The organism is Pseudovibrio sp. Tun.PSC04-5.I4 (assembly GCF_900104145.1).
Classification (GTDB): domain Bacteria; phylum Pseudomonadota; class Alphaproteobacteria; order Rhizobiales; family Stappiaceae; genus Pseudovibrio.
The window spans coordinates 3,504,511-3,531,239 of record NZ_FNLB01000006.1; the positions used below are offsets into that span (position 1 = coordinate 3,504,511).

27 protein-coding genes are annotated in these 26,729 nt (G+C 51.7%); 6 read left to right on the forward strand and 21 right to left on the reverse strand.

The features are described 5' to 3' along the window. Window positions 1-465: a (2Fe-2S)-binding protein gene (locus BLS62_RS21605; RefSeq protein WP_093185757.1), complete on the reverse strand. Its 465-nt coding sequence runs from the start codon at window positions 463-465 to the stop codon at window positions 1-3. Between the two features lie 82 nt (window positions 466-547). Between BLS62_RS21605 and BLS62_RS21610 the strand changes: the two genes are divergently transcribed. Beyond that, window positions 548-1,267, forward strand: a complete 720-nt coding sequence (locus tag BLS62_RS21610; RefSeq protein WP_208991014.1) for a TetR/AcrR family transcriptional regulator — start codon at window positions 548-550, stop codon at window positions 1,265-1,267. Here BLS62_RS21610 and phnN read toward each other — a convergent pair. The 10 genes from phnN to phnG are packed head-to-tail and all read right to left on the reverse strand — an operon-like array spanning window position 1,248 to window position 9,104. Further along, on the reverse strand, window positions 1,248-1,844 hold the full coding sequence (gene phnN / locus BLS62_RS21615) for a phosphonate metabolism protein/1,5-bisphosphokinase (PRPP-forming) PhnN (RefSeq protein WP_093185765.1): 597 nt from the start codon (window positions 1,842-1,844) through the stop codon (window positions 1,248-1,250). The genes BLS62_RS21610 and phnN overlap by 20 nt on opposite strands. A gap of 24 nt (window positions 1,845-1,868) precedes the next feature. Then, the gene (locus BLS62_RS21620; protein WP_093185769.1) at window positions 1,869-3,062 is read right to left on the reverse strand and encodes an alpha-D-ribose 1-methylphosphonate 5-triphosphate diphosphatase; all 1,194 of its coding nucleotides are present in this window, start codon (window positions 3,060-3,062) and stop codon (window positions 1,869-1,871) included. Beyond that, the gene (locus BLS62_RS21625) at window positions 3,059-3,757 is read right to left on the reverse strand and encodes a DUF1045 domain-containing protein (RefSeq protein ID WP_093185773.1); all 699 of its coding nucleotides are present in this window, start codon (window positions 3,755-3,757) and stop codon (window positions 3,059-3,061) included. The genes BLS62_RS21620 and BLS62_RS21625 overlap by 4 nt, the downstream gene beginning before the upstream one ends. Window positions 3,758-3,814: 57 nt before the next feature. Beyond that, the gene (locus BLS62_RS21630; protein WP_093185777.1) at window positions 3,815-4,438 is read right to left on the reverse strand and encodes a DapH/DapD/GlmU-related protein; all 624 of its coding nucleotides are present in this window, start codon (window positions 4,436-4,438) and stop codon (window positions 3,815-3,817) included. Between the two features lie 16 nt (window positions 4,439-4,454). Next, window positions 4,455-5,165, reverse strand: coding sequence for a phosphonate C-P lyase system protein PhnL (gene phnL, locus BLS62_RS21635; protein ID WP_093185781.1), 711 nt, complete (start codon window positions 5,163-5,165; stop codon window positions 4,455-4,457). Window positions 5,166-5,175: 10 nt separating this feature from the next. Next, window positions 5,176-5,973 carry a phosphonate C-P lyase system protein PhnK gene (gene phnK / locus BLS62_RS21640; RefSeq protein WP_093185786.1) on the reverse strand — a complete coding sequence of 266 codons (798 nt, stop codon included), beginning with the start codon at window positions 5,971-5,973 and terminating at the stop codon, window positions 5,176-5,178. Further along, window positions 5,973-6,857 (reverse strand): alpha-D-ribose 1-methylphosphonate 5-phosphate C-P-lyase PhnJ, encoded by an 885-nt coding sequence (locus BLS62_RS21645; RefSeq protein ID WP_093189372.1) that lies wholly within the window; start codon window positions 6,855-6,857, stop codon window positions 5,973-5,975. The genes phnK and BLS62_RS21645 overlap by 1 nt, the downstream gene beginning before the upstream one ends. 23 nt (window positions 6,858-6,880) lie before the next feature. After that, window positions 6,881-7,996 carry a carbon-phosphorus lyase complex subunit gene (locus BLS62_RS21650; RefSeq protein WP_093185789.1) on the reverse strand — a complete coding sequence of 372 codons (1,116 nt, stop codon included), beginning with the start codon at window positions 7,994-7,996 and terminating at the stop codon, window positions 6,881-6,883. A 3-nt stretch (window positions 7,997-7,999) separates the two neighbouring features. Continuing rightward, window positions 8,000-8,632 carry a phosphonate C-P lyase system protein PhnH gene (gene phnH, locus BLS62_RS21655; RefSeq protein ID WP_093185792.1) on the reverse strand — a complete coding sequence of 211 codons (633 nt, stop codon included), beginning with the start codon at window positions 8,630-8,632 and terminating at the stop codon, window positions 8,000-8,002. Window position 8,633: 1 nt separating this feature from the next. Next, on the reverse strand, window positions 8,634-9,104 hold the full coding sequence (gene phnG / locus BLS62_RS21660) for a phosphonate C-P lyase system protein PhnG (RefSeq protein ID WP_093185797.1): 471 nt from the start codon (window positions 9,102-9,104) through the stop codon (window positions 8,634-8,636). A gap of 185 nt (window positions 9,105-9,289) precedes the next feature. Here phnG and phnF point away from each other — a divergent pair, with 185 nt between their 5' ends. Next, a complete protein-coding gene (gene phnF, locus BLS62_RS21665) occupies window positions 9,290-10,039 on the forward strand; it encodes a phosphonate metabolism transcriptional regulator PhnF (protein WP_208991016.1) in 750 nt (249 codons plus the stop codon). 7 nt (window positions 10,040-10,046) lie between these two features. Here the strand turns inward: phnF and BLS62_RS21670 are convergent, their stop codons facing one another. The 3 genes from BLS62_RS21670 to BLS62_RS21680 form a co-directional block, all read right to left on the reverse strand. Further along, entirely contained in the window at window positions 10,047-11,585 is a 1,539-nt protein-coding gene (locus tag BLS62_RS21670) for a CYTH and CHAD domain-containing protein (RefSeq protein WP_093185806.1), read from the reverse strand. Window positions 11,586-11,789: 204 nt separating this feature from the next. Then, on the reverse strand, window positions 11,790-12,536 hold the full coding sequence (locus BLS62_RS21675; RefSeq protein ID WP_093185810.1) for an FCD domain-containing protein: 747 nt from the start codon (window positions 12,534-12,536) through the stop codon (window positions 11,790-11,792). Window positions 12,537-13,028: 492 nt separating this feature from the next. Beyond that, entirely contained in the window at window positions 13,029-15,254 is a 2,226-nt protein-coding gene (locus BLS62_RS21680) for a heavy metal translocating P-type ATPase (RefSeq protein ID WP_093185816.1), read from the reverse strand. Window positions 15,255-15,544: 290 nt separating this feature from the next. Here BLS62_RS21680 and BLS62_RS32625 point away from each other — a divergent pair, with 290 nt between their 5' ends. Beyond that, the gene (locus tag BLS62_RS32625) at window positions 15,545-15,673 is read left to right on the forward strand and encodes a hypothetical protein (RefSeq protein ID WP_280141870.1); all 129 of its coding nucleotides are present in this window, start codon (window positions 15,545-15,547) and stop codon (window positions 15,671-15,673) included. A 3-nt stretch (window positions 15,674-15,676) separates the two neighbouring features. Here BLS62_RS32625 and BLS62_RS21685 read toward each other — a convergent pair whose 3' ends face one another. Next, on the reverse strand, window positions 15,677-16,564 hold the full coding sequence (locus BLS62_RS21685; protein ID WP_093185821.1) for a LysR family transcriptional regulator: 888 nt from the start codon (window positions 16,562-16,564) through the stop codon (window positions 15,677-15,679). A gap of 84 nt (window positions 16,565-16,648) precedes the next feature. Here BLS62_RS21685 and BLS62_RS21690 point away from each other — a divergent pair, with 84 nt between their 5' ends. Together BLS62_RS21690 and BLS62_RS21695 are read left to right on the forward strand one after the other, a co-directional pair. Continuing rightward, a complete protein-coding gene (locus BLS62_RS21690) occupies window positions 16,649-17,272 on the forward strand; it encodes a class I SAM-dependent methyltransferase (protein WP_093185826.1) in 624 nt (207 codons plus the stop codon). A gap of 336 nt (window positions 17,273-17,608) precedes the next feature. Next, window positions 17,609-17,974 (forward strand): VOC family protein, encoded by a 366-nt coding sequence (locus BLS62_RS21695; protein WP_093185830.1) that lies wholly within the window; start codon window positions 17,609-17,611, stop codon window positions 17,972-17,974. A gap of 350 nt (window positions 17,975-18,324) precedes the next feature. Here BLS62_RS21695 and BLS62_RS21705 read toward each other — a convergent pair whose 3' ends face one another. From BLS62_RS21705 to BLS62_RS21720, 4 genes are all read right to left on the reverse strand, one after another. After that, on the reverse strand, window positions 18,325-20,052 hold the full coding sequence (locus BLS62_RS21705; RefSeq protein ID WP_093185840.1) for a dipeptide ABC transporter ATP-binding protein: 1,728 nt from the start codon (window positions 20,050-20,052) through the stop codon (window positions 18,325-18,327). A gap of 12 nt (window positions 20,053-20,064) precedes the next feature. Continuing rightward, on the reverse strand, window positions 20,065-21,027 hold the full coding sequence (locus BLS62_RS21710) for an ABC transporter permease (RefSeq protein WP_093185850.1): 963 nt from the start codon (window positions 21,025-21,027) through the stop codon (window positions 20,065-20,067). Window positions 21,028-21,048: 21 nt separating this feature from the next. After that, entirely contained in the window at window positions 21,049-22,029 is a 981-nt protein-coding gene (locus BLS62_RS21715; RefSeq protein WP_093185855.1) for an ABC transporter permease, read from the reverse strand. An 86-nt stretch (window positions 22,030-22,115) separates the two neighbouring features. Beyond that, window positions 22,116-23,696: an ABC transporter substrate-binding protein gene (locus tag BLS62_RS21720; RefSeq protein WP_093185860.1), complete on the reverse strand. Its 1,581-nt coding sequence runs from the start codon at window positions 23,694-23,696 to the stop codon at window positions 22,116-22,118. Between the two features lie 315 nt (window positions 23,697-24,011). On the opposite strand from BLS62_RS21720, the gene BLS62_RS21725 reads away from it, so the two are divergent. Continuing rightward, complete coding sequence (locus tag BLS62_RS21725; RefSeq protein WP_093185865.1) at window positions 24,012-24,362, forward strand: ArsC family reductase; 351 nt, start codon at window positions 24,012-24,014, stop codon at window positions 24,360-24,362. A gap of 84 nt (window positions 24,363-24,446) precedes the next feature. On the opposite strand, the gene BLS62_RS21730 is transcribed toward BLS62_RS21725, so the two are convergent. Both BLS62_RS21730 and BLS62_RS21735 read right to left on the reverse strand, forming a co-directional pair. Next, entirely contained in the window at window positions 24,447-25,688 is a 1,242-nt protein-coding gene (locus BLS62_RS21730; protein WP_093189375.1) for a B12-binding domain-containing radical SAM protein, read from the reverse strand. Between the two features lie 108 nt (window positions 25,689-25,796). Beyond that, window positions 25,797-26,606: a creatininase family protein gene (locus tag BLS62_RS21735; RefSeq protein ID WP_093189379.1), complete on the reverse strand. Its 810-nt coding sequence runs from the start codon at window positions 26,604-26,606 to the stop codon at window positions 25,797-25,799. Window positions 26,607-26,729: the final 123 nt, after the last annotated feature.

A 26,729-nucleotide genomic window follows, 5' to 3' on the forward strand; every position in this document is an offset into this window, starting at 1 on the left:
TTAGGCTCCTAGCGTGTGTGCGGCGTCTTTGATCGCAGCGCGGATTTTAGGGTAAGTTCCGCAGCGGCACAGGTTGGTCATGGCATCGCTGATATCCTCGTCAGAAGGATTTGGGTTTCCTTCTAAGAGAGAAACTGCCGCCATGATTTGTCCGGATTGGCAATATCCACATTGTGGGACAGAATGCTTTATCCAGGCCTGCTGAACTGCATGGAGTTCATTGCCTTGCGAGATACCTTCGATGGTTGTTATCTCGCCGCTCACTTCCCCAACCGGTTGGGTGCAGGAGCGCACGGCTTCTCCATCAATTATCACGGTGCAGGCGCCGCATGAAGCGATGCCGCAACCGAATTTAGGGCCCTTAATATCGAGAGTGTCACGGAGCGCCCACAGGAGCGGCATTTCCGGATCGACTTCAATTTCTTTATTCTGGCCATTCACTGTCAGATTTATTTTCGGGTACATTTGTTTGGCGATCCCGTAAAACTACGATTAGGAGAATGTTGTTCTCTTAATTTATGATCTTACGTAAGTTTGTCAATGGAGTATGCCAAGATTTATTGACAGGAATTTGTTTGCAACTTATCACGAGGCTATGACCAACCAGAGTTTTCAGCGTGCCAGATCGGCAGAAGCAAAAGCGCAGCGCCACAATGATCTTATTTGGGCTGCGACCTGTGTTCTTGATGAGGATGGCGTAGATGGCCTGACATTACAGGCGATTGCCAGCCGTGCCGGTATTGTGAAATCCAATATCTATCGTTATTTTGAGTCGCGCGAAGCGATTTTGGTTGAGCTGTTGCTGCAAGATTTTGTTGAAGTTATCAAAGAGCTTGAGAAGCAGGTCTCAGGCGTGATGACGCCGACGGATATGGCGAACCTGTTGGCGGAAATGTTTGCGTCTCGCAAACGGTTGTGTGAACTGATGAGCTTAATTGCACCAACAATGGAAAAAAACATCTCCATTGAGTGCGTGCGGAACTTTAAGCGGGCATTGCTGAGTGAAGCCGCTCGGGCAGGGGCTGCGCTGCAAAAAGGGTTGCCGTGGTTGAATGCCGAAGAAGCATTGAATGTATTCTTCACCATTCATGTGGTCGTTGCCGGTTTGTGGCCGATTACCAACCCACCACCAGTTCTGGAAACACTTTACAAAGAGCCCGAGTTTGCAGCGCACAGGTATGATTTTTCTCAGGCGCTTTTTGGGATGATTGCTGCCCATCTTGTGGGGCTGGAAGCCTTGAAAAAGCTCAGCCCGCAAACTTCCTGATTTCTCGGCTAAGCACGGCAATGCCGTCCTCCGGGTTGCCGATATTCTGTATTTCCACGAGGTGAGGGACTTCTGGTAAGGATAGGTCTGCCCTGTGCAGGCGCTGCTCTATGTCTTCAGCTGTTTCTCTGCCGCGGGATGCAAGCCGTTCTGCCAGCACTGAGATGGGCGCAGTTATGTGAACGACCAGCACCTTCTCATATTTTGCGACAGCTTCTGCCAATGCTTTCCGAGACCCGTTGGCGATGGCAATGCCACCTTTTGCGATGTGCTCATCTACACATTCAGGCAATGCGTAGACCAGCCCATGGGCTGGCCACGACAAGGCGACACGGCCTTGTGCGATGAGATCTGACATCTCATCATGACAGAGAGCCTCATGAGGCTCTGAGCCAGCATCAGCAGGACGCGTGATGAGACGGCGGACAAACATGATGCTCTCATCATCAGCGCATTGATTTTTGTAACCGTAGATCAGTGTGTCTTTGCCTGCACCGCTTGGACCGACAACGATGACGAGTGCGCCGGGGCCCAGCTTTGATGTGTGTTTTTCGGCTACTCCTGCAGCAGTCACCATAATCTCCCTCTCAATCGTGGTGTCTTAAGCGACTCGGTAACCTTCGCGCCAAACGCCACGCACAATTGGGACATCACCCACTATGCGGACCTGAACCAAGTCTGCTCGGCGACCAACTTCAAGTGCGCCGCGATCAGACAGACCAACCGCCTCAGCTGGAATGCGGGTTACTTTCTGTACGGCTTGCGGCAAGGAGATGTTTTCCACTTGCTGGTCCAGCAGGAAGACTGCTTGAAGCAGGGAAACTGGGACGTAATCTGAAGACAATACATCGAGGTATCCGGCTTCTGCCAGTTCGCGGGCGGAGATATTGCCGGAGTGAGATTTGCCGCGCACCACGTTCGGTGCGCCCATCAGGACTGCCATGCCAGCTTCATGGGATGCTTTTGCAGCCTCAAGCGTCGTTGGGAATTCTGCAACGTTGATGCCGAACTCAATCGCTTCTTCAACGTGAGCAAGAGTTGCATCGTCATGGCTCGCTAGAATCATGCCAGCTGCTTTGGCGCGATCAGAAACTGCAATACGGTTCTTGGCTGAGTTCCGTGCTGCACGGGCTTGCATCTGGTCAGTGAACTCTTTCATCTGCTCATCAGAAAGGCCTTTTTTGGTTTTGTAGTAGAGCTCGAATTGGTCCATGGACGTGAACTGACGTTGACCCGGAGTGTGGTCCATCAACGATGCAAGACGCACGCGCGCATCTTTGTTGAACAGGTCAAAACCTTCAACGCAGTTGTCGGCGGAGACTTCACAGCGCAGGTGGATGAAATGATCAGCCCGAAGGCGACCTTCGTGCTGGCTGATTTCGATGGCATCTGCCATTGCCCGCATGTCGTGTGCTGTCAGGTCTGCTTTATCTTCCATACCAACGCGGAGTGCATCAAACACAGTGGTGATGCCGGAACAAGCGATTTGTGCATCATGAGCCTGCACAGCGGAAACGGCGTTCCAAGTTACGCCGGGACGAGGCTTGTAGTGGTTTTCCAAGTGATCTGTGTGCAATTCCACGAGACCGGGAATGAGGAAATCGCCTTCGCAATCTATAGCGTTGGTCACATTACCTTCGCTTAAATCGTGGATTTTGCCCTGTTTGACGGCCAGAGTGCCATCCATGACCTGCTCTGGCAGGACCAGTTTTGCATTGGTGAATACCATTGGCGTATGCGGCTCAACTAGGGTTGAGGTCTGATGTGGTGCTTCGCTTAAACCGACGTCGCTCATCCTGCGGTTCCTTCCAATGGTGTGATCTCTATAATTTGGAACGGTGCCCCTGCCTCTGGCTCAATGCAGAGAGCGAGGTGGGAAATGGGGAATGGTTGATTAATAACGGGCTTGAAATGGTCCTGCGCAGCAGCCTTAAGAGCTTTACGTTCGGTTTCATTCTCAAGTCGTTTTGACAGCGTCATGTGAAAATGGAAATGCTCAAAAATGTAGGGGTAGCCCCATTCGAGCATATAGCTGTCCTGTTCTGGTGTCAGGTTGGCCTTTCGGCGGCGTTCTATATCTTTGTCGTTCAACGGCGCACGCAGATGATCAAATTCCTTGATGCACCGTGCTGCCAGATCAACGAGCTGCTGTGACTTTGCTGTGGGAGTAAGAGCCAAAAACTTACCGAGAAGGTTTGGGGCCAGCCCTTCAAGAGAGAAGGGAGCTGTTTTCCTTGCTAAGTCCTTTAGTGCAGATTTTACATCTTCCTGCGTTTTATCTTCTGCCAGCTGAAACGGTGGTTTCATGGTGGCATGGAACCCGTAACGCCGCGCGTCCTCTGTGAGATTGTACAGGCGTTCGCCGCCGACATCTTTGAGAGTGGGTTGTTGAAGTTTGTCGTTTGAAAAAGCTGATCGCCCAAGCCACTGATTACCCAAACGGGTCAATTCAGCTGTCTGCGGATGACTGAAGTAGATTGAATATCGCATACGTAAAATCCTTAGGCTTTCGACTTACCGAGTGAACGATGTCTGGACTGTGACAGTTCAGCAAGGTTCGAAGTGCTCAAGAAACCTTTCCACAGACATTGATTGAAACAGGGACAAACGCTCGAAGATATCGTCATCCGGCCAATTCCACCATTTCAGTGTGAGAAGCCGGTTTGTGATGTCTTTTGAGAATCTTGGTTTGATAGACTTCGCAGGGACGCCGCCAACGATCATGTACGGCTCGACGTCCTTTGCAACGACAGCACCCGCTGCGAGGATCGCCCCATCACCGATAGTAACACCGGGAAGGACGGTTACGCCGTGGCCTATCCAAACATCATTGCCGATGAGGACGCGGTTTGCTCGCCGGTTTGCAAAGAAGGTGTGGTCCCGTTCTTTGTCACCCCGATAATATTCAGGTGTGTACGTAAACCGATGTTGGGAAACCCGCTCCATAGGGTGATTGGGAGGACCCAGACGAACATTGGATGCAATGGCCGTGAATTTTCCAATAACAGTGTCTGCTACTGAACTGTTCGGGCCAATGTAGGAGTAGTCGCCGAGCTCACAATATTCCAGATGGGTTGGACCAAGCACTTCGCATTGCCGGCCAATCCTAGCCTCTCTGAGAGAGACGGTTGACTCTATGACCGTCTCTTTGAGTTTGGGGGGCTTTATCATGGAGCGAGTTTCCCGTTTATGCAGCCGAGGCGAAAGACATGACGTCTACGATCCGGTCTGCAATTGCGTCGCGCACGTCGTGATCATGCAAAATGCCGACCATTGCCACGCCTTGTTTCTTTTTCTCTTCCACCAGCTCAACAACAACGGCTCTATTTGCTGCATCGAGTGACGCTGTTGGCTCATCAAGGAGAAGGATTGGGTAGTGGGCAATGAACCCACGTGCGATGTTTACGCGTTGTTGTTCGCCGCCTGAAAAGGTTGCTGGTGGGAGCTGCCACAGGCGTTCTGGCACATTGAGACGAGCGAGAAGATTTCCAGCTCGTTCAAATGCCTCTTCCTCATCAACGCCTTGTGCCATGAGTGGTTCGGCAACCAGTGTCAGAGCCGGTACACGCGGGATGGCCCGCAGGAACTGGGAGACATAGCCGATTGTGGTTTCACGCAGGCGGATGATGCGGCGCGGTGTTGAATCCGCGATGTTGACGATTTCGTCGCCATCGGAGATGAGGATCTGGCCCTTCTGACACCGGTAATTGGCGTAAATCATCTTCAGGATCGAGCTTTTGCCTGATCCCGATGGACCGCCTAAGACAACGCACTCGCCGCTTGCGACGGAGAAGTTGACGCCGGACACCACTGGTATTTCCAAGCCATCTCGCAAGTGCATTGTGAATGACTTTGCAAGATCGGAGACCAGAATTTTCGTCTTTGGAGTGTTTGACATTGTTCTGTCCTCAAGGTTGCAAGATGGAAGACACGAGAAGCTGGGTATAGCTCTGTTGTGGATCATCAAGCACCTGATCTGTCAGGCCACTTTCAATCACATGCCCGTGGCGCATCACCAGAATGCGGTGTGACAGGAGACGTGCAACAGCCAGATCGTGGGTAACGATGATCACGGAAAGACCTAGATCCGCGACCAGTCCTCGGAGTAGATCCAACAAGCGAGCCTGAACCGAAACATCAAGCCCGCCCGTTGGCTCATCCATAAAGATCAACCGGGGGCTGGTTACCAGATTCCGTGCGATTTGCAGGCGCTGGCGCATACCACCAGAGAAGGATCGCGGGTCGTCGTCAATGCGATCTTCTTCAATCTCAACGCGGCCAAGCCAGTCTGTTGCTGTATTGCGAATGTTGCCATAGTGACGAGCGCCGACAGCCATGAGGCGTTCACCGACGTTTGCACCAGCGGAGACTGTCATGCGCAGGCCATCGGCAGGGTGCTGATGCACAAAGCCCCAGTCTGTACGCATCAACATGCGGCGTTCAGCTTCGCTCATCTCATAAAGATTGCGCATCTGGCCCATGCGATTGCGATAGCTCACAGACCCGGAGGTGGGAGTAAGGCGTGTTGCCAGGCTGTTCAGGAGCGTTGTTTTGCCTGAACCACTTTCGCCAACAACTGCGAGCACTTCACCCGGGTAAAGGTCAAAGCTGACATCTTTACAGCCAATGCGGCCCCCATAGAGTTTTGTGGTGTTGCGAACCTGAAGAAGCGGAAGGTCTTCAGTACCTTGAGTATCAAAGGACATTAGTCGTTTCCTTCAGCTTCCAGCGGGTTAACCCCGAGGTGCCCAACATGACCTGCTTCGCGGCGGTCCTCACAATAATCACTGTCTGAACAGACAAACATGCGGTTGCCGGCATCGTCGAGAATGACCTCATCCAGATAAACGCTTTCCGCGCCACAGATCGCGCAGGGCTGTTCGAACTTGTTTATTTCAAACGGGTGATCTTCGAAGTCGAGGCTGACAACTTTGGTGTACGGTGGGATCGCGTAGATGCGTTTCTCGCGACCAGCTCCAAACAGCTGAAGAGCCTCCATTTGGTCCATCTTCGGATTGTCGAACTTTGGCGTTGGAGATGGATCCATCACATAGCGATCTTCCACCAAAACGGGGTAGGCATAAGCCGTTGCGATGTGGCCGAATTTTGCGATGTCTTCGTAAAGCTTCACATGCATCAGGCCGTATTCTTCCAGCGCATGCATTTTGCGTGTTTCGGTTTCGCGAGGCTCCAGAAATCGGAGTGGCTCAGGGATTGGCACCTGATAAACGAGTACCTGATCTTTCGTCAGCGTTTCCTCTGGAATACGGTGACGGGTCTGGATGATTGATGCGTCTTTGGTCTTCGTTGTTGTTTCCACCCCAGTGGTTTCAACAAAGAAGGTGCGCAGGGCGACTGCGTTGGTTGTGTCGTCTGAGCCCTGATCGATCATTTTCAGGCAATCGTCTTTGCCGATGACAGCAGCCGTTACCTGAACGCCACCCGTGCCCCAGCCATATGGCATTGGCATTTCGCGGGCGGCGAATGGAACCTGATATCCCGGAACTGCAATGCCCTTTAGGATTGCGCGGCGGATCATGCGTTTGGTCTGTTCATCCAGATAAGCGAAGTTGTAGTGCTCGTCGGAGATGCCTTGGGTTTCAGCTATCTCAGTCATTGTGCTGCCTCCGCTACGAGTTCTTGCTCTGCCGCGTCCTGTTTTTCCTGCCACTCTTTGCGAACCTTGCGGATCAACTCGAGTTCTGACTGGAAATCAACGTAGTGAGGCAGTTTCAGGTGCTCTACGAAGCCAGTTGCCTGAACGTTGTCGGAGTGGGACAGAACGAATTCCTGATCCTGAGTTGGAGAATCGATCTCCTCGCCCAGTTCTTCTGCGCGCAGGGAACGGTCCACCAGAGCCATTGCCATGACTTTGCGCTCGCCCTGACCTGGAACCAGCCCGTAACCGCGTGTGAACTGCGGTGGGGCTGTTGCTGAGCCTTGGAACTGGTTGATCATTTGACATTCAGAGGCTGTCATGATGCCCAATGGGACTTCAAAGCCGAGCTCTTCCATGAAGAAGTCTACTTCCACTTCGCCAAGGCGAATTTCGCCTGCGAATGGGTGAGTTCGGCCAAAACCACGCTGTGTGGAATAGCCCAGAGCCAACAAGAAGCCTTCATCGCCGCGAGCGAGGTTTTGCAAGCGTAAATCGCGATCTGCCGGGAAGGTGAGTGGTTCACGAGTGAGATCGCCAACCGGGGTGTCTGGTGCCGGTGCTTCGTCTATCTCAATCAGGCCTTCATCGTTGAGGAGATCGGTCACGCGTGGGACGACTTCTTCTTTTTGGAATTCCTGGACTTCAGGTGTTGGTACTTGGCCATCTGCTGCGAGTTTAAAATCGAGCAGGCGCTGGGTGTAATCGAAGGTTGGGCCAAGCAACTGGCCGCCCGGTAGATCCTTATAAGTCGCTGAAATACGGCGACGAATGAGCATTCTGGCGGTGTCGATTGGCTTTGAGTAACCAAAACGAGGCAGGGTGGTTCTGTAAGCGCGCATCAGGAATGCAGCTTCGATCAGGTCACCACGGGATTGTTTGATACCAAGAGCTGCCAGTTCTGTATCGTACAAAGACCCTTCGGCCATGACGCGAGAGACAGACAGGTAAAGCTGCTCTGAGAGCTGCTTGAGGCTAAGGGAAGGAACATCGGTGTTTCCGCGGCGATCCCGAGCCATAAGCTTGTGAGCATTGCGGATGGCTTTCTCGCCACCTTTAACGGCAACATACATGAGTTAAGCCTCCAAACCGGTGATTTTGGTAGAGCGTGGCACGCCAGCAACCTGATTTTCTCCAGCAAAGATCACATCAATTCCGAGCGGGTAGAGCGTGCTGTTTGCCTGCATTTGTTGCCAGAAGGAACTTGGGACCGGGCTTACTGAAAAGAGGTTTTGTGTTTTGATGCCGGGACCTTCCAGCGTAACGCCTTCGCCAGACTTAAGGTCTTCAACCATCAAGATAATTGTGGTGGAGCGATCAGGATATTCTGCTGTGCCTGCCGCAAAGTTAGCGATTGCAGGAAGGTTTTTTCCGCTGGAAACCAGAGCAAATGTTGCCTCGTTAGGGCTTTCAACAAACGGTGCTGCTGTATGGAAGCGGATGTAGTTTTTGACTGCTTCATTTGAGGCAAGGTCTGGATCTAACCAAAGCGGCGTGTCGTAATCGCAGAGCGTCAGGACGAGTGCCGTCGCTGCTGTTGAAAGCGGAGCAGGCGGTGTTAGCGAGATATCGCCAAGTTCCTGAACCGTGCCCGGTTGTGCCAGCGCATTCATAGTGGCGCGGAAAACGGATTGTGCATCATGGACTGCATCTGCAAAGCCGGGGGCAGGTGCTTTTGCGAAAATTGAGGAAGCGGTTTGTGCGGTCATATTATTCTCCCCGAACCATGGTGAAGAAATCAACCTTGGTCGCAGCAACTTCAGCGCGGGTCTCGTTCTCAGAAGTTTCTTGAGATTCTGCGAGTGGTGCCAGTACCTTGGCCTCAACGGTTGCGCGGTGAGCAGGCAGTTGCCACAGCGCGTCGATCAGTGCTGTATGCAGGACTTTCTGCTTGTCGCGGCCCAATGCCTGACCGAAGCCGGTTGTGCCGTCTTCCAGCGCAACAACGCATCTGGTGACGGTTGCCTCGCACAGGTTGAATGGAGCGCCTGTGCCACCTGCGCGGCCTCGTACCATCACAAGCCCGATTTCTGCTGGTCGTATCACAGAGTAACTCGGTTCAATTCTGAGGTTTTTCCATGCATCAGCAATGTCTTGTGCTGATGCCTTCGCCAGAATACCCATTGCATTCTGTCTTGCTGCAATTTCCGGTGAATGCTCCTTGAGCGAACTTGCCGTCATTTCAGCCCCTTTAGACTAGAGGAACCAGCAGGGTTCCCCGGCATTGTGTTGTGACGCGGAGCGGGTTTTGATGCTGCCCTTTCCACGCGCCGGTAATTCGATTGCTAAGTAGTAACAATTATTGTCTAGTTGTATAGACAAATATTTTGCTCGCCAACTAGCTAATGTTGTTTCATGACGAGGGCATGACGATTCCGATGAAATTTGAATTTTCTCCAGTCGAGCGGCGTGCTGGCGTTGCTATGTGGAAACAGATAGCTGAACTTCTGCGGGCTGAGCTTTCTAAGTCGGCTATATCTGAAGGCGAAAAAATGCCGACAGAACAGGTGCTTGCGCAAAACTTTGGTGTGAACAGGCATACTGTGCGGCGGGCAATATCTACGTTGATTGAAGAAGGGCTTTTACGGGCTGATCAAGGCCGTGGAACCTTCGTTGCGAGGGCACCGCTTGTCTACCCGATTGGGCCGCGGACTCGTTTCACAGAGAATTTGTCTGGTCAGGCCCAGGAAATTTCTGGAAATATGTATAAGATTATAGAGGTGGAAGCGGACGCATATACCGCTGAGATGCTGGGAGTGGCGGTTGGAACGCCTTTGTTCCAGAGCGAATCTGTGAGCTATGCGGATGAGGTTCCAATCATCACTGGCGTGAGCTGGTTTGAAAAATCGCGCTTCCCAAATCTTCCGGCAGATTTTGAAGAAACTGAGTCCATCTCCAGAATTATGGAGAAGTATGGGTTTGGGGATTATCGCCGTAAGGAAACACGCATTACTGCAGCTCTTTGCGATGCGCGTAATGCAGAACTGCTCAAGATTTCAGAGGGTTCACCGGTGCTTGTCATGGATTCAATCAATGTGATTGCGGATGATACACCGATCCAGATTGGGCGGGCTTATGTTGCGCCTGAACGAATGCATTTGACCGTCAACAGTTAGGTGCAGCCTACCAGAACTTGGGTGCTTCGACGGCTGCGTTCCAGCGTTCCTGCGCTTCCAGCCATGCATTGTCAGCACGGGCCTGATGCCAGCCAGCGATGTAGCCGATGACCGTTGAGACTTCGTTGTTTTGCAAGGATTGCGGCAGCTTCATTGCGACCAGACGTTCTGCCATCGCGACGTCATTCAAATAGCCGAAGGTATTTTGTAGGCGCTTCAGACACTTAAGAAATATGCTCAGATCTTCAGGCTCATAAAGGGAGTAGAAGAACTCAACGGTGTAACGCATTTTTTTGAGTGCTTTTCGCAGATTATGCCGTTGCTCAATGCTCAGGTCTTGCAGGTTTTCGGCACGTTTTTCGCAGACCTTCCAGCGTTTGCTCAGAGCATTTTGGGCGAACTCTTTAATTGGTTGATCGAGAACACTGGCGAGATTTTTTGTCCATATCCGGCTTTCGGATAGTTGCCCAAGATCCAGCAGAAATGTGTTGAGCTGCGGATTGACCAGCTCTTCCCGCAGTTCATGCTGAGCTTCCTTATGGGCGAGCTGAATGGCTTCGAATAATGCCGTTACTGAATGGCCTTCTGGGAGCAGGGGGATAACTGGGGTGATGATGTCTTCCACCAACACGTCAATATCTCGCTGATTGCCAGCGGTTGTTGCCAGCTGCTTTGCGTTGGTATCCAACTGCCCAATCATCGGGTTCGCGGGGATAGTTGTTTTGTAGATGTTAAAGGCACTTCTCAAACGGCGCAGGCCAACGCGGAGCTGGTGCGGACCCTCTGAGTTGTTTTGCTGCAACACACAGGAACGGTTGGCAATGATTTGGTGGAGGCATTCGCGCAGGATTTTCTGAAAGGCGGAACCGGCGCTGTCTTCATCCGTGAGTGCTATAGGATTGGAGTGCAGTGCATCTGCTTGTAATTCCGGCTGTTCCCCGTTTACAAGTCGGTAGCCTATACCTGCTTTGTTGGTGTTGGAGAACAGAATTGGCCGATCTTTCATCAACGCATTTGCGAGCCGATACAAGCTTTCAATCGGGCCTGACAGGAGTTCCAGCTCGATTTCGTTGATCGGATGTTGCCGGGTTTCCGTCTTGGCAACGCCGGTATCCATAGCGACTTCGATGCGCGCGCCAGCCGCATCTGAGTAATAGGTGAGGGTGCGCGTCATGACCGTTTCGAAGAGGACGCCGTACTCTTTGTCCTTAAGCAGGTCTTCCAGATTTTTACGGATTTCCGGGTCTGTGATTGCATCAAAATCTGGTTTACCCCCGTTGATAGGAGTTTCCAGCTCCACCCTTCTGGACAGGCCAGACTGCATACCGCCGCCCTGTTTTATGGTTTGCAACCAGTTGTCATCGCTTTTGCGAGTCCGCAAGGATACGCGAGCTTTACGCAGAGTGTGGTCGGGGGTGTCGTAGTAGATGGATCGCAGTTGCCGAGTTGATTGCGCACTGGCCTCAAACCCCTCAGGTGGCTTAGCTTTCACCAGCTGCGTCAGAGTTGCTTCATCTACTGTAAGCTTGAGTTCGATCTCATGCATGGTCGTAGGACATCCCTGTACACAGCGCGTGAGCAGAAGATGATTCTTCCGCGTCAGCCCTGTTGGTTTTGCGTAACTAAAACATCTCGCGAACCCACCCTGCTGTAAAGGGCGCGAGAGCTCAAGGGAATTTTACCAAAGATATAGTCCCCGCGAGACTGCATGGTTATGAATAGTGCGGAATAGCTGTTGGTTTGATAGGAGCTAGGCAGGTGTCAGCGGATCCTGCTGGAATAAGTAGGCGTCAAAGGCTGGATCATCGACGTCAGAGAGTTCCAAAAGGCGTTTACGGACGTTTTCCAGATGTTGCCACATGGCCTGTTTCGCAGCCTGAGGGTCGCGGCGTTTGAGAGAGTCCAGAATGTCCTGATGATCTTTCAGCCATTCTTCGCGGTAGGTATGGTCAAAGATGCGTTCATGCAGCTTGTCCCACATCTTGGATCGACTGCGCTGTTGCCATAGGTTTCTAACCATATCGACAAGAACTGAATTCTGCGTTGCCTCAGCAATCAACAAGTGGAATTCCTCGTCTGCTTCATAGCCGCCAGAACCCTGAGCAATCTCGGTACGTTCTTTCTCGAGAGCTTGGCGCATGCGCAGAATGTCTGTTTTGGTCACCATGGTGGCGGCAAATGCTGCGATGTTACTTTCCATCAACTGGCGTGCCTGAAGCAACTCAAAGGGACCGATATCCCCGAGGTTGGCAGTGGCTGCAGTGGGCTCCGTATTGGGCAGGCGAACGACGTAAGTGCCTGATCCCTTGCGCACATCAATCAAGCCTTCAATCTCGAGCATGATCATTGCTTCGCGCAGGAGAGACCGGCTTACGCTCATCTCTTCAGCGATCTGGCGTTCAGGGCGGAGACGGTCTCCTACCTTGAAAGTCCCGTTGCTTAGTTCAGTGCGCAAGACTTCAGCCACTTCTTGATAGCGACGACGCTGACCATCCATCTAGCTCAAACTCCTGTGGCTGCACTGTACGGCAATTTTTCGATGATTTATTGAATGCTAAGAATACTACATAGCCTAGTTTTGCAAGAGAGACAAAAGGTCAGAAATTTGCTGTAGCTCACCAGCTTCTTCTCCAGTTTTCTATTGGCTTCATTGATCTAAGGGTCTGATTAAATTGATTAAAGAAGAAAATAAACCGAATTTCACAAGGTGTTGTGATGCATTGAACTACAGCTTTGGCGAGTAAGTATTGTCAACTTAGATGAATTTTACACCGAGTTGTGACTTGGCCCGCGTGAGTTGTAGCTTCGTGCCCAATAGCTTCTTGTTCGTTAGAAACTACAATGCCCTAGATGGTTGCTAAAGTAACAGCGGTGGGCTGGATTATTTTGTGGCTCAATTTGCCAATATTGGTCAGAGGAATTGGAAATGAAGATGAGGGCAAAAAAAGCCCCTGAAAATTGCTCTTCAGGGGCATAACTTGGTTTTGGCTCAGTCCATGTTCTTCGGTTTCCAGCGCCTTAGGAACATGGCGTTGGTCACGACGGAGACGGAGCTCATTGCCATGGCAGCGCCAGCGATGACAGGGGAGAGTAACCCGAAGGCTGCCAATGGAATTCCGATGATGTTGTAGATGAAGGCCCAGAACAGGTTCTGTCTGATTTTTCTGAGGGTTGCCTTGGAGATGTCCAGCGCAGCGGGGATCATTTTCGGCTCGGAGCGCATGAGAGTAACTCCGGCGGTTTCCAACGCAACATCAGCACCAGAGCCCATGGCAATGCCGAGATCAGCGGCCGCAAGAGCAGGGGCATCATTGATGCCATCGCCGACCATGGCAACGATATAGCCTTGTTCTTTCAGGTCATTTACGACTTCGTTCTTGCCTTCTGGCAGTACACGAGCCTGATACTCATCAACGCCGACCTGATCTGCAATGGTTTTTGCTGCAAGCTCAGTATCGCCAGTGAGCATAACTGTGCGGATGCCTTGCTGTTTGAGTTGGGCAACTGCTTCTTTTGCAGTTTCTCGTGCCTGATCAACAAAAGCAAGAACGCCGATTGCGCGATCTCCGAGTGCGACTGTGACAGCGGTCTTACCTGCTGATTCGTAAGTCTTTATAAGACCTGCGCCAGTCATAGATGGAGTGATATTGAGATCTTCCATCAAGGCAGCGTTGCCAATGGCAATTTGCTGGCCTGTGAGTTCACCAATCAACCCCTTGCCGGGGATAGCTTTAACTGCGCGTGGGCGGGTGAGCTTGAGGCCCTTTTCCTCTGCCGCGCGGATAAGTGCGCTGGCGAGGGGATGCTCGCTGCCGAGCTGAACGCTGGCGGCGATGAGCAGCAGGCGGTCGTTGTTACGGTCAAACGCCTGAGCATCCGTAAGAACCGGCTTTCCAACTGTCAGCGTGCCGGTCTTATCAAAGAGAATGGTATCGACTTTGTGAGCCCGTTCCAGCGCTTCAATATCGCGGATAAGTATGCCAGCTTTTGCGGCAGCGCCTGTACCAGCAACAAGGGCGGTAGGGGTAGCAAGTCCAAGGGCGCAAGGGCAGGCGATGACCAGTACGGCAACGGATGCGCCAACTGCTGCATTAACATCGCCAGAATAAAGCATCCAGCCTGCAAATGTTGCGATTGCGATGAGCACAATAACGGGAACAAAAATAGCGGCGACTTTGTCGACTAATTTTTGTAGGGGCGCTTTGGACGCCTGCGCACCTTCTACAAGGCGGATAATCTGCGCTAAGCGTGTTGATTCTCCAAGGGCCGTGGTGCGTACAAAAATTGCGCCTGATCCGTTGATCGTTCCACCGGTTACCTGATCGCCTGTGTTTTTGTGGATGGGAAGGCTTTCGCCTGTGAGCATAGATTCATCCAGCTCGCTCTCACCGTCTTCGATGATGCCATCGGTTGGAACACGCTCGCCCGGTTTGACAACAATGTAATCGCCCAAGCGCAGGTCGGAGATGCTGGTGGGGATAATCTTATCACCAACGATCTTGTTTGCGGTGGTTGGGCGCAGTGAAAACAGGGACCGCACTGCTGCTGTGGTTGAGCGTTTTGCTCTGATTTCCAGATACTTACCCAGCAAGATCAACGTCAGGATAACGGCTGATGCTTCAAAATATAGGGCGGTGTCATGCGTTTGGGGGGCGAGGAAAACATTGTAGACGCTGAACAGATAAGCTGCAGATGTGCCTAGAGCAACAAGGACATCCATGTTTGCGCCGCCATGACGGAGCGCTGCAAATGCACCCTTGTAGAATCGGGCACCAACAAAAATCTGGATAGGTGTGGCCAACGCAAACTGTGCGAGGCCAGATAGTTCAAATTGCACCCCAAAAGCCATCAAAACCATTGGAATGACTAGCGGAATCGCCAGTAGCGTTGAAAACGCAAAAAGATGAAAGGTTTTGCGTTCTTCTGCGTGGCTTTGTGCTTCGCGCTCATCGTGAGCTTTTTTTGCGGCTTCCGCTTCGTCGTGGCGTTCTTTCGCCTCAAACCCTGCGGTGGAGACAACCATGAGAAGGTCGTTTGCAGCGACCTGTGGCAGATGCTGGACCTCCGCTGACTCAAGCGCAAAATTTACGGTGGCGTTGACCACGCCATCGGTCGCTTGCAGGGTCTTTTCCAAACGGGATGCGCAACCTGCACATGTCATTCCCGTAATATCAAGTTTGACTGTTGTGGCTGGGGAGGCTGAGTGTGCGTTCATCAGAGCTATCTTCGGTTGCCGAGTTTAGACCATCAGGACTTATTACCATTGGTGATGGCGGGTCAAGGGGCTGTGTTGTGAGCAAGTACGTAACCTCCCCTATGTGATGTAGGTATGCCGTGATCTTGATCAAACCCGCGATCACGGCATGATGATTCCTGATGGTATTGGAGGGGTTTCGATTGCTTGTCCTCGAATACACAGGAGAATGAGGATAATTCTCGCTGTGGACAGTTTTCCGCGAACTGATCGTCTGCAATGACGCCGAACTTATTGAGCGGGTGGATGTCATGGGCTTTCTGGGTAGGATAGCCAACTTTAATGCTGTAAAATCTATCGGGTTCGCGGAAACATCAGCCTTCCGGCAGCAGTTCAACGAGCTGCATTATGTGATGGAGAGTGAGTTGGCCTCTGCCTGATCGTTATTTTGAAAGCGCATCTGCCAGAAGGTCGAAGACCAGACGGATGCGTTGGGAGGTGTGAAGCTCGCGGTGGGTTGCCAGCCAGATTGGGACCGGGAATGGATCGAATGATGGTAGAACCTGTTCCATGTCGGGGAACTTTTCCCCGATCTCTTCAAGCATGATGATGATGCCGAGGTCGTTTCTGGCCAGTTCCCAACCAACCACACCGCTCATGGTTGTGAGTTTGAAGTTCTGCGTCGTTAAGGGCAGATTGGTTTGGCTAAAGTGCTTCAGAAATCTGTCTGGCCTGTCGAATCCGATGAAATTGTGATTCGAGAGGTTTCCTGTCGATTGTGGGCGGCCTTTTTTGTCCAAATAACCCTTTGAGGCGTAAAAGAGAGCGAAGGATTCTTTCACCAGCTTTGCAATCAGGTCGGGTTGTTCTGGTCGGACATGGCGGATAGCGATATCGGCTTCGCGCTGTTGTAGATCGCTGACGGAGTTGGTTGCAACAATCTCCACCTCAATCCCGGGAGCGCTCGCTCTGAGGTGCTTGAGGATTGGCGGTAAGATGAACGCTGCCATGGCATCGCTGGCGCTGATGCAGACGTGCCCGTCAATTTCCTGAGATTGCCCGGAAGCTGTGAGGGAGATGCGGCTTGCGGCTTCTCCCATAGATTTTACATGGTCGAGGAGTTCCATGCCTGATTGTGTCAAGGTGAGAGAGCGGCCGGCGCGCTCAAACAGGGTGACACCCAGAGCTTCTTCCAGAGCGGTGACCTGTCTTCCCAATGTTGGCTGCGTAAGCCCCAGAGCGCGGGCAGCAGCAGACAGCGAGCCTTCCTCAGCAGTGACGAGGAAAGCACGGGCTTGATTCCAATCGAAAGAGACTGACTGCCAATTCATGCATATTTGTATATCTAAACAACAATATTAGGCAATTTGTTTTGAGTTTTTGCATGAGTACTATGCTCTCAAAGGAGACACCACATGCAAGATATAGCGAAATTTTGGGACAAACAGGCGCCGGGATACGTTGCTCGGCCAATGAAGGACACAGCATCTTATGAGAGGGCTATGGAGCGGGTGCGATCTTATCTTTCTCAAGATCAGGAGGTATTGGAAATGGGGTGTGGCAGTGGCTCCACAGCGCTTTTGATCTCGCCTTTTGTCAAGCATATTACGGCCAGCGATATTTCGCTGAAGATGATTGAGTTCGGACGCGAAAAAGCGCAGAAGGACGGCGTCGAGAACGTGAGTTTTGTCCATTCGCCAGCTCAGGGCAATTCATTGCAAGGTAAGACATATGATGTGGTGATGGCCTTCAATCTCATCCACCTGATCAAAGATGCCACAGGTACGATTAAACAGACCCATAGTCTGCTGAAGCCGGGTGGTCTGTTTATATCAAAAACACCATGTTTGGGCGATGCCGCTTTTTACTGGCGGTGGCTCATCAACGTGGCCCGCTTTGTTGGCTACGCCCCTTACGTGAAATACTTCAAGCAACGAGAGCTGGCCCGCTCGATTGAAACTGCCGGATTTACAATTATAGAGACGGGTAACTACCCAGCCTCCCCAATGGGCCGGTTTATTGTGGCGCGGAAGGATTGAGTGCGCGTGCTTTTGTTTTGTTCAATTAAGAAATAGAATGCTGAAACTTAACGGTTATTGCTTGTGCTTGAGGCAGGACTAACTCGAATTCTGGCATTCCCTTTCATTTACGGTTGATTGCCTCAACGAGTGTTGGGGCAATTTTTCTTGTTGTTTCCGCCGCGATCGCTGAATAATCAGAGATTGGAGTAAGTTGTATTCTCAAGGCCAGAGGCTGATTTTCGTTGCCAGAATTTCAGCAGGCGTTTCTCGAAAAGCGCTTCGCTGTTTTCAAATAGCGTCCTCCTCCATTAGAGTGGTTGTGGCGCGTCCAAACCATTTTTGAGGAGATTATATATGGGTATTATTGCTTTTGATCATGTTCAGATGACCATTCCTGTTGGCGAAGAAGACGTTGCACGTACCTTTTTCGTAAACCTGCTTGGCTTCACCGAAGTTCCAAAACCTGAGGCATTACAAGGCCGTGGCGGCGCATGGTTCACCTCTGGAGTCGTAAACCTGCATCTAGGTGTTCAAGTTCCTTTTACCCCATGCAAAAAAGGCCACCCGGCATTCCTGTTGGATAACCTGCAGGAAACAGTCGACCGTTTGGCAAAAGCTGGTGCCGTTTTGAAAGACGACAAACCGCTGCCGGGTTATATTCGCAAGTTCACCGAAGATCCGTTTGGCAACCGAATTGAGCTGATGGAGTACAAATTATAGAGGCTTCAACTCTCGTAGCAGCGCATACGAAACGAGCTGAAATTAAAGGAATGTTATGGCAGTTGTCAGATGTAAGGATCACGCCCCTAAGGGACGGACGCGCACCTACATAGCTCATGTGGAGCCCATTGGTTACCCGGAGACAGCGATGGTGTGCGGGGGCAAACATTGTTCTGCACCCGGCCTAATTTGGTTGGATGAGCCTGAAAAAGTCAAATATGATTGCGGCGAGAGAATCTTTGATGCCTTCGTCGCTTCTGCGATGAAAATGAGAGCCAAGCCGTGACCTTTTAATAGTCATGAAAAAGGGGCCTATTGGCCCCTTCTATTTGTTTGGATCTTGGTTGGTTTTAAGCCGTTTCCAGGTCCATGTTCTGGCGGGATAGACCGTCCATGCTTGGCATCAGAGAGAGTAGCTCTGCTGTGTATGGATGTTTTGGCTTGTCGAAGAGTTCTTCCGTCTCCGAGACTTCCAGAAGCTGACCGTGGCGCATGACGCCGGTGCGGTTACACATCTGCCGGATGACCGCGAGGTCGTGGCTGATGAACAGCATAGTAAGGCCAAGCTCGTCCTGCAGGTCTTTGAGCAAGTTGAGGATCTGTGCCTGAATGGAAACATCCAGTGCAGACGTTGGCTCATCACACACAAGGAACCGTGGGCGTGTTGCCAGAGCGCGTGCGATGGAAATACGCTGACGCTGACCGCCGGAAAACTCATGCGGGAACTTTGCTGCTGCTGCAACACCCAGACCAACATGTTCCAGAAGGTCATCGACGATCTGGTTTGCCTCGCTGTTGGAGCTGGCCAGTTTGTGGAACTTGATGGGCTCAGCAACAATGTCACGCACACGCATGCGGGAGTTGAGGGAGGAGAACGGATCCTGGAAGATCATCTGCATCTGACGACGCATAGCCAAAACCTGTTTCCTGTCCTTCAGGCTGGTGAGTTCCTGCCCTGCAAAGTGAACTGTCCCGCCAGCAGGATGGTACAGACCGGTGATGACGCGTGCGATGGTTGACTTGCCAGAGCCACTCTCCCCCACAAGACCGAAGGTCTCGCCCGGGTGAATGTCAAAGCTGACCTTGTCCAATGCGGTGAAGAACTGTCTGTTCTTTGTGATCCATGCGTCCTTGGTGAGGAACTTCATGGTGACGTCTTTAACAGAGAGCAAAGGGCCTTCGACCGCTTTGTAATCGCGTGCTTTACCCAGCCAGTGAGTAGCGATGTCGATCTGCTTGAATGGCTTTGCAGAGCCCTCAATGTAATCCACCTGCGGGAAGCGGTGAACCTTCACATCCGGACGGGGAACAGCTGCAATCAGGCTCTGTGTATATGGGTGCTGTGGAGCGCCCAGAACCTGTTTGGATTCGCCGTATTCCACCAGATCACCGCGGTACATAACCGCCACGTGGTCGGTGAGGTCAGCAATCACGCCCATATCGTGGGTGATGACGACCATGGCCACGTTTTTCTCGGAGCAGAGCTTCTTCATCAGGTCCAGAATTTGGGCCTGAATGGACACGTCGAGTGCGGTGGTTGGCTCATCTGCGATGATCACTTCGGGATCTGCACACAGAGCCAGGGCAATCACAACGCGCTGACGCATGCCGCCAGAGAATTGGTGCGGGTACTGACGGATACGCTCTGACGGGTTTGGAATGCCAACCTGATCCAGCAGTTCGATAGCCCGGTCGCGTGCCTTTGCTTTGGTCAGCGACAGATGCAAGCGAATGGTTTCAACCAGTTGGAACTCGATGGTTTGCAACGGGTCGAGCGATGTCAGGGGATCCTGAAAGATCATACCGATACGCTTGCCGCGCAGCTGCCGGTATTTTTCCGGCGGCAAATTATCGATGCGCTGGCCTGCGAGGTGAATTTCACCTTCAGCAATACGGCCCGGATGTTCCAGAAGGCCGATTGCGGCGTTGCCGACTGTGGACTTGCCCGCGCCACTTTCGCCAACGACGCCGAGGATTTTACCCGGTTCGACGGAGAGGGACACATTACGGGACGCCACAAAGTTTGCCTTGCGGCTTGGGAATTCTACGGTGAGGCCGCGAATATCAAGGATGCTCATGGTCTCTTCTCCCTAGCGCAGTTTCGGGTTCAAGGCGTCGCGGAGCCAATCGCCTAGCAGGTTCACTGCCAGTACGAGGATCGCGAGGGCCAAACCTGGGAAGATCGCAATCCACCACTCACCTGAGAACAGGAAGTCGTTGCCGATGCGGATCAATGTGCCCAATGATGGCTGTGTTGATGGAACACCAACACCGAGGAAGGAGAGGGTGGCTTCTGTGATGATGGCGAGCGCAAGGTTGATGGTTGCGATAACCAGCACAGGGCCAAGAACGTTTGGCAAGACGTGGCGGACCATGATGGTCCATGCCGGAATGCCGATAACGCGTGCCGCCTGAACGTACTCTTTGTTTTTCTCAACCAGCGTGGAGCCGCGCACTGTCCGTGCGTACTGCACCCAGAAGGACAGACCGATGGAGAAGGTCAGAATCCAGATGGCCCATGTTTCCCTATCGAGGTTGCCGAAAATGCCGCTGGCGACACCATCAATGAGGAGGGCGAGCAGAATGGCAGGGAAGGTGAGCTGAACGTCTGCAATGCGCATGATGATTGCGTCGGTGCGCCCGCCTACATACCCGGAGATCAGGCCTAACGAAATGCCAAGGACAGCGGCAAATGCAACAGACATGAAGCCAACAGCCAGTGAGATGCGCATGCCGTACAGAATGCCAGAGACCATATCGCGGCCTTGATCATCAGTTCCCAGAAGATACCGTGGGTCGGACCATTCCATGCCAACCGGCGGAATGCGAGCGTCCATGATATCGAGCTGAGCCAGATCAAATGGGTTGAATGGCGCAATTAGCGGGGCAAACAATGCGGCAAGCATCAAGATTACGGTGGTGATTGCCGCAATGACCGTGACCTTGGAACTTAAGAAGCTGTGGAACAGGTCGCTGTCGAGAAAACGTGCCAAGGCAGAGCGAGGGGCTTTGGGAGCCTCGCTGCCGGAAACGGTGGGGTTGTTATCTGTCATGTTTCTTATCCTTGCCGCTTCTTAAGCGCGTGAGCGTTCGGTGCGCAGGCGCGGGTCGATAACGATGTAAAGAATATCGACAGCCAGGTTGATGACAACGAAGATGAAAGCGGTGAGCAGCAGGTAAGCTGCCATGATCGGAATATCCACGTTCTGCACGGCTTGCAGGAACAGGATGCCCATACCCGGCCACTGGAACACGGTCTCGGTGATAATCGCAAAGGCGATGATGGAGCCAAGCTGAAGGCCGGTGATGGTGATTACCGGAACCATCGTGTTTTTGAGCGCGTGGACGTAATAGACCGAGCGGTTTGGCAGGCCACGAGCGCGGGCAAATTTGATGTGGTCTGTGCGCATAACTTCCAGCATCTCAGCGCGGATGAGGCGCATGATCAGGGTCATCTGGTAGAGGCCCAGTGTGATAGCTGGCAGGATGAGTGCCTTTAAACCACTGATGGTCAGGAAGCCGGTGTCCCAGAACGGGGCAATCGCGACAACTTCACCACGACCAAAACTCGGGAGCCATTGCAGGGTTACCGAGAAGAAGAAGATGAACAGGATACCGATAAAGAATGTCGGGAGGGAAATGCCGATGAGAGACACGGAGAGGAACAGTTTGGACAGCGCTGAATCGCGGTTCAAGCCGGTGTACACGCCCATTGGAATGCCCAGCATTAGTGCGAAAATGGCTGAGGCAAAGGAAAGCTCCAGAGTTGCTGGCAGGCGGCGACCGATAAGGTCAGCTACTGGCTGCTTGAACTGATAGGAGTTGCCAAAGTCAAACTGGATAGCACCCAGAATGTAGCGAAAAAACTGAACAAGCACAGGGTCATTGAGACCAAGACGCTGCCGCAAAGCTTCACGCTGTAAAGGTGTGGTTTCAATGCCGACCATCTGGTTGACAGGATCGCCGACAAACCGGAATAGCAAAAAAGAAATGAGGGCAACGACAAACATGACCACGAGTGCCATGGCGATACGCCGGGATATGAAGCCAAACATGATTTTTTTCTAATTATTCTCGAGGAATGAGATATCCGGCGCCGGGAAGACGCCGGATTGTTATTTTGTTGGCTATGTCCAGAAGACTATTTCTTCATAACGTAGCGGAAATGAAACTCGTTATCAGCACGCTGTTTCAGAGTAATCTTATCGGAAACACCCCATGCAAGACCCTGCTGGTGCAAAGGAATGTGGGATACTTCGTCATGGATGATCTGGTATGCTTCGGAGATGTAACCGTTACGCTTTTCCTGATCGTTCTCGGAAAGAACCATGTCGGTCAGCTCATCAACGCGGGTGTTACAGTAACCACCAAGGTTGAACGGGCCACCAGCGCCTTTGTCGTCGCGACAGTTGTTCAGGTTCATAAGAACGTTGTAGCTGTCGAAAGAACCTGGGGTCCAACCGAGAAGGTAGAAGGAGGTATCAAAACCACCGGACGCCAGAATTTTCGCGAAGTACTTCGCTTTTGGCTGTGCGTTCAGTTTGATTTTGATGCCTACGCGAGCGAGGAAGGATGCAGTTGCCTGACAGATTGCTTCATCGTTGACGTAGCGATCATTCGGGCAGTCCATTGCCACTTCAAAGCCATCTGGGTAGCCAGCTTCTGCGAGCAAAGCTTTGGAAGCTTCTGGATCGTATGGGTAACGAGAGAAATCAGCAGAGTTCGCAAACAGGAATGGCGAGATCATCAGATCAGCAGGCTCGGACAGGCCGCGCATGATTTTTTCTTTGATCGCGTCAACGTTGATTGCCTGGTAGAACGCTTTACGAACGCGAACGTCCTTGAACGGGTTCTTGCCTTTAACATCGGAGTACAGCAGCTCGTCACGGTTCTGATCGAAGCCGAGGAAGATGGTGCGTAGTTCTGGACCAACCAGAGCGGATGTACCGTCATTGTTGTTTACGCGTTTGATGTCCTGTACCGGAATAGGGTAAACCATATCCAGCTCGCCGGATAACAGAGCAGCAACACGGGTTGCATCAGATCCAATTGGAGTGAACTCAACATTGGTCAGGTTGTGCTGCTTCTGGCCCCACCATCCATCGTTGGCAGTGTAGGTTGTTTTAACGCCTGGCTCATGGGAACCGATTTTGAACGGGCCCGTGCCATTTGCATACAAGGATGCGTAGTTCGGGTTGGTGTCAGAAGCGGACGTTACTTTTACAGCATCGTTTGCTTCAGTCCATTCCTTATCCATGATGAACCATGTGGCCCACTCAGAATGAAGGATTGGGTTTGGACCAGGCAGAATGAAATCAACTGTGTAGTCGTCTACTTTGACAACTTTGACGTCCGCATCAATGCGGTTGGTCATGTCTGAGCCTTCAGCGCGGACACGATCAGCAGAGAAAACTACGTCGTCAGCGTTAAAGGTGTTGCCATTGTGGAACTTAACGTCTTTGCGCAGGTGAAAGCGCCAGCGGGTTGGTTCTAAAACTTCCCAGCTGGTTGCAAGAGCAGGTGCAATTTCCAGCTCTGGTGAGCGAACAACAAGGCCCTCATAGACGTTGCCGTGCATGCCCATGGTAAAGGTTTCGTTCAGGCTGTATGGGTCCAACTGGTTGTATGTACCCTGAAACGCGAATTTTAACGTTTCTGCATTTGCCTGAGTTCCTGCAACAAGCGCCATCGCCAATGCTGCGGATGCAATTTTCAAACGCATTCTATAATTACTCCCCTTGCCCCCTTATGCAGATGTAAACGTCACCTGCAGGGCCCCTCTAGTTTCGCCGACCCCTTAATAAACGGGATTCTGACGTCTCCGTGATATTACCCATATGAATGAATGCGTCTAGGGGGCATTGCGTAGTTGAAACGGGGAATTTGTGTGGGTGTTGCGCAATATCCTAGCGTATTCAGGGGGTAATGCATGTATTTCTTGCTGTTTAGTGGGAGTCAGTTGAAAGGCGCTCTTACGTTAAGCTGAGTAAACTTCATCTAATACATGAGGAAATGAAGGGGTCTGATCTTGTTGATTATGTATGGTATCCGCAACTGTGACAGTGTTCGTAAGGCTCGGAAGCTTCTGGATGAAGCAAAAACCGATTACAATTTCCATGATTACAAGAAAGACGGCGCAGATGAAGCAGCCCTGCAAGAGGCTTGTGAGACCTTTGGTTGGGACGTCGTTTTGAACAAACGCGGCACCACATGGCGCAAGTTAGATGATGATACGAAAGCCTGCGTAACTGATCAAGCCAGCGCTATCGCGTTGATGATGAAAGAGACTTCACTAATAAAAAGGCCACTTATTACCGGCGGGAAGCAACTTTTGCTTGGTTTTGATGCGGCTTCATGGGCCGGAATTATAGAAAAAGGAGAGCTGTGAAAGCTCTCCTTTTTAGACGGCCAGAGAATAAGGGTTGGGGCCTTTAGACTTTGCCGACTTTCTAACGATTTGAGGCGTTGGCAATCACGACAATTGTAGTGTGGTTGCCAACCCTAAGTCTTTTATTTGACGTAGTTTTCTCGAGGCGGTTCGTGTGATTGAGTAGAAATGTTGTGAGAATTCTTCTGCCTCAGCTTCAAGCTCTTCGCAGCTCATATTTTTAGGCTGATAGACCGCGTGAGCTCCATCAAAATCCCTCCAGTTATCAGAGAGTAAACGGCCTTCGTCCACGAGCTGATTGTAGAAGCGGGAGCCGGGGAATGGGATGGCAATGGCGGGCGCGGTCAAATCGACCCCGATGTCATGAAAGAACTTGGCGGTTTCGATGAAAATTTCTGTCGTATGTTCATCGAAACCGAATATGGCCGTGGTATCAACTATAATTCCATGCGCATGAATACGAGAGATTTGTTCTTTCAAATTTTCTGGCTTCACAAAACCTTTTCCAGCTCGCTTTAGAGCGGCCTTGGATGAGGTTTCTATTCCAATAAGTAAGTACTTTGCACCAGATTTGGCCGCAGCTTCTAAAAGCTCTGGATCATCTGCAATGCGAATAGTTGTTTCACCGGCCCAACTAATTTTGAGCGGCTCAAGTGCTTTAAACAGCTCCAGAGCGTATTCCCGATCTTCCGTAAGGTGATCTGCGTGGAGTTCAAGCCAGTCAGTTTCCATCTCCGAAATCTCAGCGATGATGTCGGGGATCGGGCGATAACGGGTCTTGCCGAGCATTGCGGGAATGAGGCAGAAGCTGCAGTTATGCTTGCAGCCACGACTGACGAGAACGGACCATTCCCAATTATATTGCTCAGCTGTAATGAGGTGACGCGGATAGGGTTTCAACGTGGACATGTCAACGGTGGTGCCAGTGTAGCGCGGCTTCAAACTGCGGTTCTGTGCATCCTGAAGGAGTTCGTCCCAGACGTTCTCACATTCACCTGTCATTACCGCATCTGCGTATTTGGCTGCCTCTTCTGGAAGGAAGGTGGCGTGGAGGCCACCAATGACAACCTGACTGCCTTTTGCTGAGAAGGTTGAGGCCAGCTCATAGCCTCGGTTGGCATCCGGAGTTGCGAAGAAGATAACCACGAGGTCGGCGGTAATCTTGGCAGGATTGACCATCTTTATGGTTTCATCATGCATCTCCAACTGAAAGCTGCGCGGGGTTGCTGCCGCAGCTGAGAAGATGGACTGAGGCGGGCCTCCTCGCGCTTTTTTGTAATCCTTAAAATAGCTCGGTGCAGATGCTTTTATGAGACAGATCTTCATGCCAACCTCGAGTGTTTGTTTTGAGTAAGTTGTCATAAAAGGCAATTTATGGCAAGAGGAAATTCCAACCCTACTATCTCGTTGAAAATGTGAGGTTTAATGAAGTTGTTAGGTCTGAACCTTCATCAAGGATGTCACGTCAAACCGTTGAACATCCCGCAAAAGTTTGATGAATTCTTGTGATGCGTGGGTTAGAGAAGCCTTGCCTTTATCGACGGTGGCGAGAGCTGCATTGCCCAATGCGCCGGTCTTGTTCAGGTCTTCACTCATCCAGCCGTATTGGTGGCGACCATGGGCGCGTAAATATGCATCCTTGTTGATGTGTTCGGTCTGGGCAGATGTGAAATTGGTGGCCTTCTCCATGCGAACAAGGTCTGGGCGCAGTGCCAGCATGATGGAGGTTTCGATATCTCCGCCATGAATGCCGTAGGTGAATTCATCTGCTGAGAACAAGCCCTCGGGTTGGCCGAAGCGGAGCCAGCTGGATTCTACGGCCAGCATATTATGCTTCATGCGGAGTTCGCGGGTAATGACATCCATCAGCGGGGAGTTGCCGCCATGAGAATTCGCGAGCACCAATTTGCGGATGCCAGCGCGGGCGACACATTCTCCAATTTCGATCCATGATTTGATGGCTGTTTCCCATGAAAGGCTCAAAGTGCCGGGAAAGGAGAAGTGCTCATCTGACTTGCCCACGGCCTGAACTGGTAGGAACGTGACTGGCAGATCTTCCGGCAATAGCTCGATTGTGCGTGCCACTTGCCCCTCTGCGATGCAGGTATCGGTATAGACGGGGAGGTGAGGGCCATGTTGTTCGATTGCAGCGATAGGCAGAACTGCGATCCACTCGCTCGTCTCGCTTTCAGAGAAGTCTGTGGTTGTCATCTCGTGCCAATGGCGGCGGGGCAGGGCGCTCATATTTTTATCCGGTGTTTGTTGTTCTAGCCCTAGAGTAGCGCGTTGTGTGGCTGGCGTCATCGGTCGAGGTGTCATGCCCTCGGGTTTTTCAGAGGTACAGCGTAAGAGGGCGTTTACTCTGAT